General features: G+C 30.2%; 20 protein-coding genes. 5 read left to right on the top strand and 15 right to left on the bottom strand.

The annotated features are described in order from the left end of the window. The first annotated feature begins 231 nt into the window (after positions 1-231). Together K8N75_RS05090 and K8N75_RS05095 are read left to right on the top strand one after the other, a co-directional pair. Positions 232-1,356 carry a tyrosine-type recombinase/integrase gene (locus K8N75_RS05090; RefSeq protein WP_223791034.1) on the top strand — a complete coding sequence of 375 codons (1,125 nt, stop codon included), beginning with the start codon at positions 232-234 and terminating at the stop codon, positions 1,354-1,356. A 1,060-nt stretch (positions 1,357-2,416) separates the two neighbouring features. Next, positions 2,417-3,151, top strand: coding sequence for a peptidoglycan-binding domain-containing protein (locus K8N75_RS05095; RefSeq protein WP_223791035.1), 735 nt, complete (start codon positions 2,417-2,419; stop codon positions 3,149-3,151). A gap of 5 nt (positions 3,152-3,156) precedes the next feature. Here the strand turns inward: K8N75_RS05095 and K8N75_RS05100 are convergent, their stop codons facing one another. Further along, positions 3,157-3,810 (bottom strand): GIY-YIG nuclease family protein, encoded by a 654-nt coding sequence (locus K8N75_RS05100; protein WP_223791036.1) that lies wholly within the window; start codon positions 3,808-3,810, stop codon positions 3,157-3,159. Positions 3,811-4,618: 808 nt separating this feature from the next. Here K8N75_RS05100 and K8N75_RS05105 point away from each other — a divergent pair. Next, complete coding sequence (locus K8N75_RS05105) at positions 4,619-4,855, top strand: hypothetical protein (protein WP_223791037.1); 237 nt, start codon at positions 4,619-4,621, stop codon at positions 4,853-4,855. Positions 4,856-5,102: 247 nt separating this feature from the next. Here the strand turns inward: K8N75_RS05105 and K8N75_RS05110 are convergent, their stop codons facing one another. The 9 genes from K8N75_RS05110 to K8N75_RS14215 all read right to left on the bottom strand — a co-directional run bounded on the left by K8N75_RS05110 (position 5,103) and on the right by K8N75_RS14215 (position 12,916). After that, positions 5,103-5,435 carry a hypothetical protein gene (locus K8N75_RS05110; protein ID WP_223791038.1) on the bottom strand — a complete coding sequence of 111 codons (333 nt, stop codon included), beginning with the start codon at positions 5,433-5,435 and terminating at the stop codon, positions 5,103-5,105. A 367-nt stretch (positions 5,436-5,802) separates the two neighbouring features. Next, on the bottom strand, positions 5,803-6,084 hold the full coding sequence (locus K8N75_RS05115; protein WP_223791039.1) for a hypothetical protein: 282 nt from the start codon (positions 6,082-6,084) through the stop codon (positions 5,803-5,805). A 156-nt stretch (positions 6,085-6,240) separates the two neighbouring features. Further along, complete coding sequence (locus tag K8N75_RS05120) at positions 6,241-6,621, bottom strand: hypothetical protein (protein ID WP_223791040.1); 381 nt, start codon at positions 6,619-6,621, stop codon at positions 6,241-6,243. Positions 6,622-6,777: 156 nt separating this feature from the next. Further along, positions 6,778-7,188, bottom strand: coding sequence for a hypothetical protein (locus K8N75_RS05125; RefSeq protein WP_223791041.1), 411 nt, complete (start codon positions 7,186-7,188; stop codon positions 6,778-6,780). Positions 7,189-7,271: 83 nt separating this feature from the next. Continuing rightward, positions 7,272-7,478, bottom strand: a complete 207-nt coding sequence (locus tag K8N75_RS05130; RefSeq protein WP_223791042.1) for a hypothetical protein — start codon at positions 7,476-7,478, stop codon at positions 7,272-7,274. A gap of 445 nt (positions 7,479-7,923) precedes the next feature. Next, positions 7,924-10,026 (bottom strand): histidine kinase dimerization/phosphoacceptor domain -containing protein, encoded by a 2,103-nt coding sequence (locus K8N75_RS05135; RefSeq protein WP_223791043.1) that lies wholly within the window; start codon positions 10,024-10,026, stop codon positions 7,924-7,926. Between the two features lie 199 nt (positions 10,027-10,225). Next, positions 10,226-12,010: an excinuclease ABC subunit UvrC gene (gene uvrC / locus K8N75_RS05140; RefSeq protein WP_223791044.1), complete on the bottom strand. Its 1,785-nt coding sequence runs from the start codon at positions 12,008-12,010 to the stop codon at positions 10,226-10,228. Between the two features lie 118 nt (positions 12,011-12,128). Beyond that, positions 12,129-12,680, bottom strand: a complete 552-nt coding sequence (locus K8N75_RS05145; RefSeq protein WP_223791054.1) for a DUF169 domain-containing protein — start codon at positions 12,678-12,680, stop codon at positions 12,129-12,131. After that, on the bottom strand, positions 12,584-12,916 hold the full coding sequence (locus K8N75_RS14215) for a hypothetical protein (protein WP_223791055.1): 333 nt from the start codon (positions 12,914-12,916) through the stop codon (positions 12,584-12,586). Before K8N75_RS14215 ends, K8N75_RS05145 begins: the two co-directional genes overlap by 97 nt. A gap of 346 nt (positions 12,917-13,262) precedes the next feature. Between K8N75_RS14215 and K8N75_RS05155 the strand changes: the two genes are divergently transcribed. Continuing rightward, positions 13,263-13,610 (top strand): hypothetical protein, encoded by a 348-nt coding sequence (locus K8N75_RS05155; protein WP_223791045.1) that lies wholly within the window; start codon positions 13,263-13,265, stop codon positions 13,608-13,610. Positions 13,611-14,043: 433 nt separating this feature from the next. Next, entirely contained in the window at positions 14,044-14,307 is a 264-nt protein-coding gene (locus K8N75_RS05160; RefSeq protein WP_223791046.1) for a hypothetical protein, read from the top strand. Positions 14,308-14,423: 116 nt separating this feature from the next. On the opposite strand, the gene K8N75_RS05165 is transcribed toward K8N75_RS05160, so the two are convergent. From K8N75_RS05165 to K8N75_RS05185, 5 genes are all read right to left on the bottom strand, one after another. Further along, complete coding sequence (locus tag K8N75_RS05165; RefSeq protein WP_223791047.1) at positions 14,424-14,756, bottom strand: DUF5518 domain-containing protein; 333 nt, start codon at positions 14,754-14,756, stop codon at positions 14,424-14,426. A gap of 83 nt (positions 14,757-14,839) precedes the next feature. Further along, positions 14,840-15,004: an LEA domain-containing protein gene (locus K8N75_RS05170; RefSeq protein ID WP_223791048.1), complete on the bottom strand. Its 165-nt coding sequence runs from the start codon at positions 15,002-15,004 to the stop codon at positions 14,840-14,842. 52 nt (positions 15,005-15,056) lie between these two features. Beyond that, positions 15,057-16,505: a B12-binding domain-containing radical SAM protein gene (locus K8N75_RS05175; protein WP_223791049.1), complete on the bottom strand. Its 1,449-nt coding sequence runs from the start codon at positions 16,503-16,505 to the stop codon at positions 15,057-15,059. A gap of 243 nt (positions 16,506-16,748) precedes the next feature. After that, on the bottom strand, positions 16,749-17,213 hold the full coding sequence (locus K8N75_RS05180) for a DUF5518 domain-containing protein (protein WP_223791050.1): 465 nt from the start codon (positions 17,211-17,213) through the stop codon (positions 16,749-16,751). Positions 17,214-17,243: 30 nt separating this feature from the next. Further along, positions 17,244-17,798: Hsp20/alpha crystallin family protein (locus K8N75_RS05185; protein WP_223791051.1), on the bottom strand; the 555-nt coding region annotated here is incomplete at its 5' end.

Here is a 17,798-nt window from a genome sequence, read left to right on the forward strand (position 1 = left end):
GATTAGCCCTGTTATTATCAAATAAATAGGATATAATAAATTTTTATATTCTATTGATTCAATTGACAGTTTAATTTATTTAATTAACTTTTTATTGCTACAATCATTATTCTATGGTGTATACTTTGTCCAGTTCAATATTTATTCTATCTACTATTTATTACTACACAATATATTTTTCCCCATTAATATATTAATATTGAAACAAGAACATTGTTTATGGATACATATATGGACGATTTGTTTAAAATATTTATCCAAAATCGGGATGTAAAATCTGGAACAATTGAACTATATTCACAGATTATAAAAGATTATAGCAAATTTTTAGATAAAACTCCCTCAGAATGGATAAGTGAAGCTGAATCTGAAGAAGAAAAAGATGACCCTCCTATCAGAATGCGAAATAGATCCATCAAGAAATATTTATTAAATTATAAAGATCATTTGGTTGAGAGAGATCTAAGTCCTAGGACCATATCAACCAGACTAACTGTTGTAAGATTTTTTTATTCTGATTTTAACATTGACCTTCCTAGGTCCAGGTCTAAAAAAATTGTGTATAAAGAAGGAATTGAAGATCTTCCAAGTAGAGATGAAATCAAATTAGCATTATCTTTTTCTAATATCAAATATCAAAGTGTAATTCTATTAATGTTGTCTTCAGGTATGCGATCATCTGATATTCGTGCTCTCAAATACAGCGACTTTTTAACCTCCTTAAAGGATTATATCAAAATACCTAAAAAGAGATTTATTAGTGTAGATGAGGTTGTTGATTTATTAGAAGAAACCAGTGAAATTATAATTCCAACCTGGAGAATTACAGCCATAAAAACAAATACAAAATTTTTCACATTTAGTTCTCCTGAAAGTCTTGAAAAAATAATTGAATATCTAAAATCAGAACCACCAAAAACTCTCAATAGATACCTTTTTAGAAGTGGAAGATACCCAGATAAACCTATAAGTTCCAGGGCATTTATGGGATATTTTAACTATTTAAATAAAAAATGTGGATTAGGAAAACCCTATAAACAAAATAAATTAAGATCACATGCACTACGAAAATATTTTGGAACAACACTTGGAAGAGTGGGACTTCAACAACTCACAATAGATCGTTTAATGGCTCATAAGGTAGATGCAGTTACAGATGCTTATATTAAACCTGATATAACAAGTTTAAAAGAACAATATATGCAATGTGTCGAAGAATTGTCAATAGAAAATGTTAAAGTAAAGGTTTATGAAGTTGATAGTAAAGATAAAAAACGTTTAGATAGCCTTGAAAAGAAATATGAAGAATTATTAAAACTTCACGAAGAAAAGGACGAATATAACAAATTACCATAACTACTTTTTTATTTCTCAAATGCTCTCTAGTAAATAATATGGTATATAAGAATAGACTTATTTTGTAAACTTGCAATTTTTGTATGTAACATACAAAACATTTAATAGTTCAAAAGCAAATCTACCTAACAAATCAAGTAAATTCATGTGATATAATCTATTTTTAAATCTTAAATATTTTTTTTTAATTTTGGAAATTTTATATTTTATTTATGAGGAGCAGGGAGTGTTTCTCCACATTTTGGGGGGGGACCAATTCGTGGTGGGAATTGGTAAAAAAATAGAGAAGAAAAGCACATCCCATACTCCTATTTATTAGAGTGATTGAATGTTCTATTTTAAATTTGGCTTATTTTATAAGTAGGAGGCGGGCAGGGATAAATTTTAGAAACACTAAAAAATAAGTTTTGAAAGGCACTTATTCCCTGCCCATATTATATTATTATGGGTAATGTTCTATTTTAAATTTGGCTTATTTTATTTTTAGATATTTATAATTAGGAGGCGGGCAGGGACGGATTAACCAAACTTCCATGGCACCCAAAAATAAAAAGAGATATTTTTTTGGTAAAAAATTGAGGTAGACAATCCCCACCCTATTTATTATATTGGGTGAATGTTGTATTTGATAATTGGGTTTATTATTTTTAATTAAATAAGGAGTAGGGGGATGTAATTCTTATTTTTGAACAATTACTTTGGGGACGGCAATATGTTAAAAAAAATGAAGTGTACATTCCCCTGCCCTATTTATTATATTTATTTGATGTTCATATGAACCCCGAACAATTCGCTTTTTAAATATGGGTTTTATTGTATTCTAATGCTTATATTTAGGGCTTATTTTTTTTTATTTAAATTTTTGTCTTAGTTTATACAAGGAGTAAAAAACATGCCAATAACAGATAAAACCGTCTTAAAAATAGGAAGTACAGAAACGGAGAACATAAAAACATTACAAATCGGTATAACCTGCATCTAATTGATGTAATTTAAAATATCAAATTTCTTTTTTTTAATTTTTTATTTTGAATTAGTGTAAACAATGGAGGATTAAATTATGGCAACAAAATGTGTATTTACAGCATTAAAGAAAGGAAATAAAGGACCAGTACAAACAAAAATACTACAACATAGTTTAGGATTAAAAGAAGATGGAATATATGGACCTGTAACTGAAACAACAGTTAAAGCATACCAGAAAAAGAGAGGACTTGTAATTGATGGAATAGCAGGGCCAATAACATGTACCGCATTAAATATTTGGTGTACTAAACCATCAAGTTCAACTAAGGTATGTTCACCAGCAACCACATTTATGATGCAACCCAACAACTACACTTGTGGGGTTACTTGTTTAAGGATGGCTGCTTCAAAGCATGGTTTAAATCCTAAATATGAAACTGTAATGGCATTAACGGGATGTAACCCTACAAATGGAACAGGACACAGTGAAAAAGGAAAAAATGGAAAATGGAAAAATGGGATGAAAGGTTTCATCACTTCACATCAAGGTATGGGTTTAGCATATGCAGAAAGTTTCTACAGGAAAGACCTAAGTTTAAATGGTTTAAGACAGAAAATCAGAGAATGTTATGATGTTTATATTAACTTGATGACTGGTCCACTTGAAGGATGGGCTGATTATCCACATTGGGTTTTAGTTCAGTGCATTGACGATGACTACGTATATATCAATGATCCAGATCGCGGATCAATGATAAGACAGGAAAAATCTGATATGGAAAAGGCAATGGACTTAAATGGAAATCCGGATAGTATTATAGCCAAATAGGAATTTTATTTCCTATATATTTCTTTTTTAACAAAATCATGAACTATTTGTCCTGAGATTGGATCATTGAAATAACCTAAAGATTTTGATTTTCCTTTATACCAAATTTGTGTTTGCCAAACACGAGCCCATGGATTTTGATTTCTCATAGAATAAAAAGTACCCCTATATTTCCCAATTTGTTTTCCAAAAAAGGGGTTATTTTTTCCATAATATCTTCCTTTATGTGAATTTGAAATTTTTAATTTAGTTTTTTCAGAAAGTTTTTTACCAAAATTTGGACTCAATTTTCCTTTTTTACCATATTGTTGATTATTTTTCCCTGACAATTTAATTATGGTTTCGATTGAATGTTTACCATTAGATCCTCCTTCTTTGAGGTTATATCCATAATTATCATCAGTGGACTTATATTTTTTAATATATCCAATTTCGAGAGAATCTAAACTTAATTTGGATGTTGCATAATTTAGAACTTTGAATTGAAATGAAGATTTTCCAAATTTATTATATGAATTTTGTAAATGGATATTGTAATGAATATTCTTTTTTAATAATTTTAAATGGTCATTCCATCTATTCCAAGGTTTTTGAGTGGTTTGTCCAATATATATTTTTTTATTTACTAAGTTTTGAATTTTGTAGATATAACCATACATATTTTTTACTCCTTAAACGCCCTTTTACTCTAATTTTTACCCATCTTTAATAGGCGTGTAGGAGCGGAGTAAAAAGAACACTCCTACTTATTATATTATGTTTAAACTCATATTTAAATCTTTTGAAACCAAAGGAGGTTGTTACAACGTGCACTCCCCAATCCATAGTAACTTGTATTAAATGTGGTGAAATCTACAATACAGAAGTATTTGAATTCTATCCAACCTGTAGCTCAACCGAAGATAAATCTTCTCATTAATGAGGAGGGTGCTTTTTTTGTTCAATTTAAAATAATAAATAGGATCTTGAATATTTGTAATGAAGAATAAATTTATATTAAGATATTAATATAATATAATGTGTTATTATAAAAATTATTGACTATATAATGTATAAACCAATTACTTATGTTCTTTTAGCGATAATAATGATAATAATTCTTCTTTCTATCCTAGTTTATAATAGATATTCAATTTCAACAATTGGATTCATAGTTACACCTATTTTAACTATTTTTTTCATTATTATTTGGGATGGTTATAATTCTAAAAACAAAGAAGAAACTATTTTTTTAAACCTTAAATTAGAATTCTCTACTAATATTATTACTTTAATATTCAATTCTTCAAAGTTATTAGAAGAATTCAAGTTAAGTGAAAAAAAACAGCATGTGTAAGTCCATTAAAATCTTTAAACACGCAAATATGGGAATTATTAGTTTTCAATACTCCTAATATCCTTTTTAAAAACAATCTTTTAGGTGAATTATCAGGTTTTTATTTTTTAATTCATGAGATAAATGAAACAATGTTAAGTAGAGAAAATTTTAGAATTAATAATAGTGGTATGAGTAATTTTGGATCATCATTAATACTTTATGACGAAATTATTTTTTCATTAATTCAAAGATTTATCGCACACATAGAAATTATTTTAAATACAAAAGAGTTGAGAAAAGAATTGAATGGTGTTGAGAATTTAGAAACTCATTTAGCAACATTGAAATTACAAAGGGACAATATTATAAAGATTTTAGATAAATAAATTTAAATTTTAAACCATTTTTTACATTTAGGACAATAGTATTCAGTAACAATTATAGTTTTATATTTGCTCTGCTTTGGTTCTGAATTTTCATCTTTGGAACTTAAAGGACGAATAAATCTGTTCATTTGTCCTTTAAATCCGCAACGGGGACATTTGATATTTTCAGTCATTTTACTTCAAAATTAAGTAATTGGAACTATGATTTAATAGTTACTATTTATATTTTAAATTAAAAAAAAGTTAATTAACATCTTGAAACTTTAGACCATGACTTATCAAATATTAAACATTGTGCTTCATAAAAATTTTCAAATGTTCCCAGATGGTCCATAAATATCTTTATGGCCGTCTCAATGTCTTTAGGCATGAGATGTTCTGGAGTTAAAATTGTGACTTCGATTATCAGTTGCTCAGAATATTCATCATAATCTAATCCAAGTTTGATTGAATAGTCATTATCCATATAACAGTTAAGATTTTCCAATCGACATTCTAAAAAAGAGTATTTATCCTTGCTAACTTCGTTATCTTCAAATTTTAGCAATATCTTGGTACAACCTGGCTCAATTTCATTCATTTTAACATCTAAGAATTTTAACAATTTATCGCCTCTGTTGTATTATTATGAATTTGATAAAGCATATATCTTATTGAAAAAAACAGGGAGTTTGTGACGATTATCACTAAAAACCATCGTAGATTGCAAGTCTAAACAAAAAATATCAATCTATTTAATTATTATATAGATTTCAAGGATTCGTTAATCCCAAAAATTATAAATAATAATCCAATCCCGATTACAGAATAATATACCTGATTATGATTAGTATAGACAAGTATTGCTCCAATTAAAATTAATAGGAACCCTATGAAATAATATCTTATAGAATTTTTATTATATTTTGTGAGTTTCATAGTTTAAGGAGGAAAATTTTTTATCTAATTTAATGAGTATTTAGCATAACAATCAATTTATCAGTATTTAATACTTTAAATTTGAATATATATCCTGAAGGTATATTTTTTGGAGTAACAGAAGAAAGAATACTAATAGGATATTCATCTTCTTCTAAACCTTTATGCATCACTATATTTTCATTAAACCAATCTGAATCATTTTTATGTTTAAATTCAACTTGAATATCTGTAGTTGCATTGAACACGCTACAATCTTCAAAATTATCTAAAAAAGCTTTTTTAATATTTTCAAACATCTCATCAACCATAATTATCACGATAGGTAGTTATTTTTCATACTAAATATTTTTTATGGAAAATTAAACAAATGTTATTCGGTGTTGGTATGCCTTCTAGGATAATAAAAGAAAATTTAATTCGTTTTATTATTAATATCTCAAAGTCCCTGTTTTAATGTTTTAAATTTAAATTAGAAATGTTTGTTGTATTGGTACTTTATTTTTAGCCACGGCTGCGTTTTTATGGGAACATTGAACACTATTATATAATGATGCATCAAGATAACATTGTAATGATGCTTCTTTTGTTAGTATTGATTCTATATTTCTGTCGAGTAGGTGTATTCTTTGTAGGATTTTGGGCCAGTATCCTATTAGTTTCCAGTCTTCAGTTCTGTCCAAGTATAGATCTATTTTATTAATATATTCTATCTGTTCCCGCATAGACATGTAAAATCTATTAAATTCATTCCTTGTAAATACAATAACTTCCTCATGGTCTTGGAACATTTCAGGCTGCGATAATTCTGCTATTCTTCCATTAGGTATCCCTTCACTCATCATCATAATATCATCAACTCCATTGTTATTGTGGAATTGAATTTATGATATTTAGGTTATATTTGGGTTGAGTAAGAGACCTGTTGAAAAGTAATCTTTAAAATTAAAATTGTTAAAAACTACAAAAAGCTAGAATATTTTAAAAAAAAGTAACATTAAATATTAAATTCTCACCCACGATTTACATATTGGGCAATAATGTTCTACAATCATTTTATGTTTTTTAGTAGATCCTAATTCTGACTTGTTAAGTTTAGTATGTTCTGGACTACTAAAACGATTCATAGGCCCATTATAGCCACATCTGGGACATTTTATGTGTTCAGTCAAAATTATTGTCATACCAATAATTACCCGATTATCTTCTTTTTCATAGTGAACTTGTATATAAACATCAGCAGTTTCGGATTTGAAGTGATTTTGTAATTGTTCTTGAACTAAAAAACAAGATTTTTTATCACAGAGTTCATCATCGTAAAACATTAATGTTTCAATTATGTTTTTATCACTATTTCCTATAGGTTTAGCATTTATTCCAGGTTCTTTTGTTATTAATCCTTTATAATATAACATCTATTTTTCCCAAATAATGTTATATTTAATCCATTATTGCAATCCAATTATATTATTTAAAAAAAATAAAATATTATAAAATTTTATTTTTTCTTTTTGCTCTTTAGTTTTTGCCCACCTGAATCCTGAGGGTTAACTTTAGTATCACCATATTCTTTTTTATAAAGTTCTGGATCTTCTTTTTTAAGGAGATCAGGTGGTGCCCTTTCCTTCATGTCTTCTTCTGCTGAAGACCACATGTCCTCGCCCATTTCTTCCTTACTCATTTTCTTCTTTTTCTTTTCATCCATTTTAGATCAACTCCTTTTCACCAAATAAATAACTAAAAAAATTCCAATTTTTTGTAAAGTAAAATTTTTGCAAAAAATAACAAATATATTACAAATTCATCTTAACTATATCTATTACAATATATTACATTCTAAAACTATATAATTTTCGGTATAGGAAAATCGAATTAAAAAAATATTTTTTTGATAATTGAAGTTAAATTTTATTGAAAAAATAATTTTAGATAAAGTTAATCCTCGATTTTTATCCAGGTTTTACATTTTGGACAATAACATTCATCTTCCATTGGGTATTCCTTCACTCACTCTCATAATATCATCAACTCCATTGTTATTGTGGAATTGAATTTATGAAACCCAGAATATATCAGAGTTGAGTAAGAGCATATGAGAACTTAATAAAAAAAATATGTTTAAAAATATATCATAAAATTTTATTATTGATTTATATTCGTTCTTTGTATTCTAATTCTTTAAATTTGATTTTAAATTCTGTTCCAGAGCTTCTGTTGATTGTGAGTTCACCATCAATTTGTTCAATTAAATTATTTACCAGTAGAAGACCCAGAGTTTCTAAGTTGTTAAAATCAATATCTTCTTGTAATCCTATACCATTATCACGGATGATAAGTTCGTATTTATCATCTACAGTTTTGAGTGACACAAGAATTTCTCCTTTCATTCCATTGGGAAATGCATATTTTAAACTGTTAGATACGAGTTCACTCATTATGAGACCACATGGAACTGCAGTTTCCATATTTAAAGTTATATCTTCTACGTCAAATATTGGTTTAATATTGGTGTTTTCAATGTTGTAGGAATAAAATAAGTTTTTAACAAGGCTTTGAATGTAATCAACAAAATTGATATGGGCTAAATCTTTAGATATGTACAGTTTTTCATGTATCATGGCCATGGATTTAACCCGGTTTTGACTTTCTTTTAAGACATTCACAGCTTCCTCTTCATCCACATATTTTGTTTGCAAGCTGAGTAGGCTGGAGATGATTTGCATGTTATTTTTTACTCGGTGGTGTATTTCTTGAAGAAGAATATTTTTTTCCTTTAAAGATGATTTAATTTCATTTTCGGCGTTTTTACGTTCAGTTATATCACGAATGGCCTCAATAGCACCGTTAATATGACCATTACCATCATATAATGGTACTGCTTTTCCCCAAAGGGTACGATTAATCCCCTTTAAGGGTGCCTCTGTCTCAACTAAAATAACTTCTCCATTTCTTTCAAAAGAATCATAGTGCTTCTCGATATTTTCATCGGAATGAGTTACCAGATCAATTAATATTGGTCTTCGCATCCCGTAAAATGGCAGAGAATATTCATAATTTCCTTTTCCCATTATATCTTTAGCTTTGAACCCTGTTAAGTCCTCAATGGCACGGTTCCAAGCTATCACTTTCCCCTGGCTATTGATGGCAAATGTGGCATCAGGTAAAAAATCGATAATATCAAATAAACGCTTTTCCGATTCTACTAATACCCTTTCTACCTTATTTTTGTAGTTTAGCTCCTTTCCAGCTGCTGTAATGAGATTTTTGTTCTCGTTTAAGGTTATAACTTGTCGAATAATTACAAGAACAATGATGAATCCCACTCCCAGTTCAATGTACTCTAAATTTGGAGTTATTACGTTGTCATTAGCCCAGATAAGTAATGTAAATGCTATTAATACCCAAATAAGGGGCAGATAAGGGGTTAAATTAGATCTCTGGAACCAAACTCTTATCTGGGAAAATCTTTGGAAGTCAAATTTTTCTTCGCTAGCTTGTAAAAAGGCAGCTAATCCAACCAAAACAAAACTTAATATCCATCCAGTATCCAACAAGCCACCTGATACGTAGGTTCCTTGTAATGTTTGAAATGCGAAAATAGTGTCAGTACAGATCAAAACCAGAATACCCATACCCAAAAACAGTACCGACCCATAATTCTCATCAACCTTGCTGTAAAGCAGTCTTAATAGTACCAAAAGGAGTAAAAAATCTCCAATTATGTAAATTGCAGATACATTAGTAGTAAATAAGTTTTCTGGACTTGATAGGGTAGGTATAATTAAAAAAGTCCAAAAAATAAGACCAACAGTTATAATTACAGTTCCCATGTCTATAAATATTTTAAGTTTTTCACTGCGGGTAAAGGAAAATCTTGCTAGATAATAAATACCAAGGGCAAAAAGAGGATAAAAAGTTAAATAAAAAACATCAGCTACAGATGGAAAGGGGTTTTGCTGCAATCCTAGCTCCAATATTGCCCATAATATATCCCCAATAGCATAAACCATAAATGCAACGGTCATAATCATCCAAGCAATCTGCACTCGCAGACCTAGATGAGCAGAACGGATTGTCGCATAAAACAAAGTTAAAACAACCAATAAATCTATTACTACAGAGGTAATATCTCCAAGAAATGCCAGGGCAATGGAATCATTTCTCAACAATATTGAAATAACTGCAAAACTGATTACAAGAATAAATGCTAATATAAAAATATTTTTAACAGATATTAAAGTTTCATCATCCATATAAACCTCATTTTCTGAGTAATTTATTCAATCTAAATAACAATATTTAATTCCAAATAATAATATCTATATAAAAGCTTATTAACTTTTCATTAAAAAAATAGAATAAATCCAAAAATAGATCTAAATTTTCAACTAGTGCATTTTTTGCATAAGTTCAACTTCGTTAATCCGAACTTTTAGGAAGTATATTGTGTGGTTATTTAAGCACATTATCTTTGTTGCTATCTACAGCAAAATGGTCATGGATTTTCTGGGCAAGATTTCTGCTTATACCATTAACACAGGCAATATCATCCACACTCGCATTTTCAATATTTTTTATATCATTGAAATGTTTTAATAGTTTAATTTTCCGTTTGTGACCCACTCCAGGTATTTCATCCAGCACTGATCTTTCAAATTCCTTTGATCTCAATGTTTTATGGTAATTGATTGCGAATCTGTGTGCTTCATCACGGATTCTTTGAAGTAAAAGTAAAGCATCTGAATCACGTGGAAGAATTAATGGACTCGGAGTTTGTGGTATGAATACATGTTCAAATTCCTTTGCAAGACCTATAACCGGTACATCGTATACATCTAGTGATCTGAAAACATCTGTTGCAACGTTTAACTGGCCTTTTCCCCCATCAACCAGTACCAGATCTGGTGTTGGACCTTTGTCATCTGAAAGTTTGGAGTATCTTCTTTCAAGCATTTCTCTCATCATTGCATAATCATCAGGACCTTCTGTTTGGATTTTATATTTTCTGTAAGAACTTTTTTTAGGGGCACCATTCTCAAATACAACCATTGATCCAACAGCCATTTTACCGCCTATGTTTGATATATCAAATGCTTCTATTCTTTTTGGAATTCTAGGTATTCCAAGATATTTTTTTAGGTCAACAAGTGCTCCTTTAACCTCTTTTTGATGGTTTAATATTATTGAGGCGTTCTTGGAAACCATTCTAACAAGTCTGTATCCAACTCCTTCAATTGGTACTTCAATTGATACAGGTGCTTCCCTCTTCTCAGATAGCAATTCTTCAAGGAGTTGTTCATCTTCAACAATCTTTGGAATTATTATTTTAACTGGAACATGTCTTGGGCCTGTGTAGTACTGTTTTAGAAATGCTGATATTATTTTCTCTTCGGAGGTGTTTTCTGCTCCGCTCATTAAAAAATCATCTTTGCCAATTATCTTACCCTCACGCACAGAGAAAACAACTACACATGCTAGTTCACTATCAGATGCCGATGCAATAACATCTTGATCAAGGCTACGTGTAAATTCCATCTTCTGTTTTTCAAGAACATCTTCCACAGAATTTAGTTGATCCCTTAAAACTGCTGCCTTTTCATATTCATGTTTTTGAGCTGCTTCTTGCATTTCTAACTTCAAAGCATCTATGATTTCATCATATTTACCTTCAAAGAAAAATGAGATATTATCAACTAATTTTTTATATTCTTGCTCTGTAATCCTTTTATCACAGGGAGCATTACAAAGCTCAATCTGATAGTTCAGGCAAGGACCATCCATTTTTTTACAATCTCTTACTTTAAATAGTCCTTTGAGAAATTTTACCAGTTTTCTAAGTGCAAATGCTTCTGGAAAGGGCCCATAATAATAAGATCCGTCGTCTAGAACCCTTCGTGTAATAAGGACTCTGGGAAATGTTTCATTGGTAACTTTAATATATGGATATCGCTTATCGTCCTTTAATCTTATATTATAACGAGGCATATGCTTTTTTATAAGATTAGACTCTAATATAAGTGCCTCTTTTTCCGTATCAGTTACCATATACTCCAAATGATTAAAATGATTCATTAACACCCGGGTTTTAGGATCTAAATCTTTTCTAAAGTATGATTTAACCCTCTTTTTAAGGGATTTTGCCTTTCCAATGTATATAATACGATCAGCAGAGTCCATCATAAGGTACACTCCAGGTACCAGTGGAAGATCGTCTGGATCATTACTTTTTATAGCCAAAACTTTTCATCTCACATAAGTTAATATTATAGCGTTTCATCTGATTCAAATAATTATCAAAAAATTAATATAATTTATATAGAACAGTGGGTTTTAAAATCTATTACATTTTCATACATTATGGCTTGATATCATTTCTAATATCATGGTATGCAACTTCGGGCCTTTTAGTTGCGAATGAATCATCTAGATCATTACAAATATCCCTTGCCATATCTATTGGTATTCCCAGTGCCATGTAATTGGTTGGAAACCATGAATTGCCTGTTGGATCAACAGGACCAATGAAAGCTGTGTTTTTAGGGGCTTTTTCGGACATTCCTGCAGGATATGTTACAAATGTGGCACATGAAGGTCCGAATGGAGCTATAATGGATTTGAATGGATCCTCTAATCTGAAGTGTATTAGGCTGCATAAGTTTCTGATCTGTTCACCGCTACCAAAGCATAGAACTGATTTAACATCATAATCTTCTTCCATTTCTTCTAGAGGGCTAATAATTAGGTATTTTCCAGGTGGTGTTATTTTACCCACTGCTTCCTGTACTTTTTCCATGATCTCAGGACTGGCCTTTAAATATTCGGCATCACCATTCCTGAATTCTTTTTTTCCAGTAGATACAAAGTATTTGATGAATGGGGAAATTCTTCCAAATCCAAACCATGTGATCCCTCCAAGACAACACCCCCTAAGGGATTGTTTGCCCAGGAAGAGTTTTGGAATCTTATCATCAACAGCAGCCATTGAATGGTTTTTGCTGTACATTGATCAATTGATGACATGGACACTGAACCTTCCAGGATGGTTTCTGAACCATAAACTGCTAAAGGTCTAGTTTCAAGACGTCCTGCTTTCTTTAAAGCCTTATCAATTTCAATAAGAGTATTTTTGGAATTATCAGACAAGTTAAATCGCCCATTTTATTAATTTTATATTTATAAAATTATGTGTTTTGTTAATCTCTGAAGATTTATATAACATGAGGAGAGATATAAAATTTGTTTAATCATGTATAAATAAAATTTATTCATATAGTTAGATAGTGTCTATATCATTTACTCAAAGTTGCTTTTAATTTGAGAATTGAAAAAATAACATTATATAATATTTTTAACATCATTTATTTATTTTTCTTTAAACCAACTTGAAATTAAAAATTTTCACTAGGATGTATTAAATTATTTATATCTACTTTAAAATAATTATATTATTAAATTATTTAATTAAACAGATCAAAAGATGTGGTAAAAAATGGTAGATATTATTTTAAAATATGAACATAAGGAATCAGTTAAAGATGTGCCTTTTGAAGCTAGGTGGTTCATATATTTTTCAATAGAGAAAAGCTTTGGTGAGAACCTTGCAATGCTTGAGGAATATTTAAAAGTTTGGAATATCGAAAATCCAAATGCTAAAACTTATTTTAGTAAAGCAATAGAAAAGGGTGATAAAACTTATTTCGCCATAACAATCGAATTCGACTATCCTACATATCTAAACGATGAAATTGTAGATACATTAATAGAAGAAACTAAACAAGATTTTGCTACATTTTTCAACCAAAAAATTATAGAATTGAAATTAGGTCCATTTTTTTAAAAATAAATTATTAATTGGCAAAAATAAATTATTTTTGGGGTAGATTTACTCTTTATTTTTTCCATTTTTAGTTTTTGATGAATGTCGTGATGTTCATGGAAGTTTCTATAAGCTTCATTTACTTATATGTCGGTATTTGATTTGTGGTGATACGGCGAAGACTTTTCCCCATTAAATAATCTGTCAAAAAAAAACTCCCCATCCTATCTTATACACCGAACTTACCATAACTGGAAACAGAACGAATACTCAATAAAATTAGTTAATGTCTCAACAACATAATCTACGTTAACTGTCGGACTAATGAAAAAAATGGACTGATTTTAAGAAAATTTTAGATGCTACAGATAAATTAGTTTATGAATTGTATCGTTTGACAGTAGATGAAACAAGATTATAGAGGGGAGTTTGAATTAAATCAGAGGTGGTTGTAATGGTAAAAGTAGGATTAGTATTAAACTTTGATGAAAACAAATATTTGGCAAAAACCATAGAATTACTTGATTATCCTGTTTCTGGAGACTGGTTAATCTTAGATGATAAAAAATATGAAGTAATAAGAAGAACATTTTTCTATCCCTCAAAGGGGTTTGTTAAAATACATTTAAAGAAAGCAGATGGATCTGTTGTAGACCATATTGATCAATATATCCAAGAATTAGTTAAAAACGGTTGGAAACTTTTTACAGACGATTAAAAATAATAATACGATTGTATAAAAGCAAAAGTGAATAAAAAAATTGAATTTGGAATAAATTTTGTAATTGAAAGTTCTATTGCTTTACAAAAGAATTAGGAATTAATTTCAGGGTTTTAGAATCTGCCCCTACCCCTACCTCCAATTAAAACTCCTATTACTCCGCCTATTGCACCGATAACTGCAAGAATAATTATATCCGTTAAACCTGCTCCAACTCCAAATCCAATTAAAGCAAGTATAAATAATATTATTGCTGCAACTATACCAACAAGTGCCCCATGTATAGCTCCATTTACATAGTCTCCGCCTACCATGTAACCAACATATATAGTAGCTATTAAGAATCCAATGAATGCTCCCGATGCTGATATCAACCCAAGGACAAAACCAAGAATTATTGCAATTACTACACCAATTATTACAGTATTCCATCTTACATAAACCATCTTCATCCTCCATTATTTTTATTATGATTAAGAAGATAATATATTAATAAATTTTTAATAAATATTCATTGCGTCTCCTAATTTTATCTTTTATTTTTACCTTCGGCTTCTTTAGCTTTCCCCTTTATTTCTCCTTCCATCTCTTTAACTTTCCCTTTTATTTCTCCTTCCATCTCTTTAGCTTTACCTTTTATTTCTCCTTTCATTTCCTTAGCTTTTCCTTTAATTTCACCTGTTTTTTCACTCATTTAGAATTCCTCCATAATAGTTTTAAATACTTAATTCATAATAGTATATTTTCTATTTTGATGATGTGTTGTTGTCTAGATTTTGATACCAACCTTTACCGGTGCCTCCCATGAGTTTTGGAAGTATAAAACTTCGCATAACTGTTTTAAACATGACCTTGAACATGTGACGATGGTTCATGAGATATTTAGGTCTTGCATAAAATTTTAAATATGCTATAGCCAGTTTTCTTTCAACCATCTTCTTATTTAAACCCATTTCATCATACTTCAAAACTGGTTTAAGTACAGTGTATTCATCCCAGTCATCATTGTCTATTAAATCTTTTTCTTTGAGTTCATTGTAGATAGGTGTTCCAGGGAATGGTGTAAGTATAGAATATTGTGAGTAGTCTGAATCAAGTTTTGTTGAGAAATCTATGGTCTTATTCATATCGTCTTCGGTTTCTCCAGGATATCCTAATATAAATGAGGTTAAAACTTCTAGATCCACATTTTTAGCACTTTTAACTGCATCTTCCGCTTGTTTTAATGTTATACCCTTTTTCATTAGGTCCAATATACGTTGTGACCCTGATTCTACACCGTAGTAAATAGTTTTTAATCCTGCACTTTTCATGTTTTGAAGTAAATTTTGGTCTACACTGTCAACCCGAGATGATGCAACGAAGCTTAAATCTAGATCTCTGGCTTTAATTTCATCGGCAATATCATTAGCCCTTCTCTTATTAAGCATGAATGTGTCGTCCATAAATCCTATATCATTTATCCTGTATTGGTCTATTAATTCTTCAATTTCATCTACGACGTTGTCTGGACTACGTGATCGGAACTTTTTACCCATGATAAGTGATGATGAACAGTAGTTACAGTTGTAAACACAACCTCTGCTGGTTATTATCCCTCCAGTCTGTTCTTTAGAAGCACCATAGGAACCAAATGGAACCAAATGTCTTGCAGGGAACGGTAATGAATCAAGATCCTTTATTAAAGGCCGTTTTTGTGTAGTTTTTAAATTTCCATTCTTTAAATCCTTGTAAAATATTCCTTTAACGTCCTCAAGATCGTGGCTACTTTCGGTGGAATGGTTGGCTAAATCTACCATTGTTTCTTCTCCCTCACCTATAACTACTACATCTAAGTTTTCTGAACTTTTTAAGGTTTCAGATGGCATGAAAGTAGTGTGGGGTCCACCTATTACAGTTAATGAATTGGGTAGAATGTTTTTGATTAATTCCACGTATTTCAAGGCGCTTTTTATAGTAGATGTGGTTGCTGTAACACCTACTATTTGTGGATTAAGCTTTTCTGCCAACTCAGAAACCTTTTCGTAGCCCATCTGGAGAAGATCATCATCTACAATTTTGACTGAGTAAGATTCTTTCTCAAGTGATGATGCCAGGTACATAAGATTTGTGGGGGGGGTTATGAAACCAAGTGAATTTTTTAATGCATTTTCATCGTAAGGATTTATAAGCAGTACATCAATTTTTTTAGTCATTTTATACCTTTTTTTAGTTATCAATCAAGAGCCTATCTGAAATTTATAAAACTTTTTTTATCATATTTGAATTTTCTATGTTTATGGCATAAACACAGAGGATAACTCTCGTTATCCCTAAAAAATCCCTAAAAACCTTAAAACAACTACAATAATAATTATGACGATAATATAATAGAGAATGCTATTCATCTTCTATCACTCCTATATTCACTTTTGACTTATTTCACCATAAATGTTGTCTTAATCTCTCCTATCCCTATCATCCCTTCGATCATCATCTCTTCTTTCATCTCTACGATCTCCGTCCCTTCGGCCGCCATAGTTTCTGCGGTTTCTACGGTTTAATAATAATATTAGAGAGCCAATTAAACCACCTATTGCGCCTGCGACTATTACCAGTATTAATTCTGGTGCTGAGTTTAATGGGACATAAGTTGATAATTGTGAAGAGAATGCAGCTATCTGACCTTTGAATAAACTTAGTATCCATAAGATTATTGCACCTGCAACTCCCATAAGTGCTCCGTTGATCACACCATCAATAATGTCACCATATGATATGTATCCAACGATTATACCTGCGAGTAGAAAACCAAATATTGCAACTGGCAATCCAATAACTGATCCTACACCCAAAATTGATAAAACTACAGTAATTATAATTGCTAAAATAAAACCTTCAACTATCGCTCCAACACTTACCATATAAATCATCCTCCATAAAAAGAAATTATTTTAGTTAATATCAATTTTATGTATTTCTTTTTCTATTTTAGGCAGTTTAATGGTTAAAACAGAATCTTGGAATTTAGCTGATGCTTCTTTAACCTTTATTTCAGAAGGAAGTTTTATTGTTCTCTTTGTTTCGCCGTAACTCCTTTCTTTTTGGATGTAATTGATGTCTTCATCTTCACTTTCCTCTTCAAACTTTGCCATGATATCTATACTTTCACCTGCAATTCCAATTTCAATGTTCTCCTTTTTCACAGCAGGAAGGTCTATTTTTAGTATTATACTATCATTGGTTTCCATAATGTCTGCTGGTGGTTTTTGGAGAGCTGTTGTGTAATCAGATAGAGTTTTTCCAACTTCTACTTGCTTAACTTTAATAGCATTCATTATGTCATTCAACAACTTCTCTGCCTGCGTCCTCTTTTTCCCAACTTCTTCTTGCATTTCATCAGATTTATCTTGGGCATTTTCTTTCATTTCATTTACACTATCAGCAACATCATCTTTTTTATCAGAAACACTAGATTTGATGTCACCCATTTTCTCTTTCATTTCATC

The sequence above is a fragment of the Methanobacterium spitsbergense genome (assembly GCF_019931065.1).
Lineage (GTDB): Archaea > Methanobacteriota > Methanobacteria > Methanobacteriales > Methanobacteriaceae > Methanobacterium_B > Methanobacterium_B spitsbergense.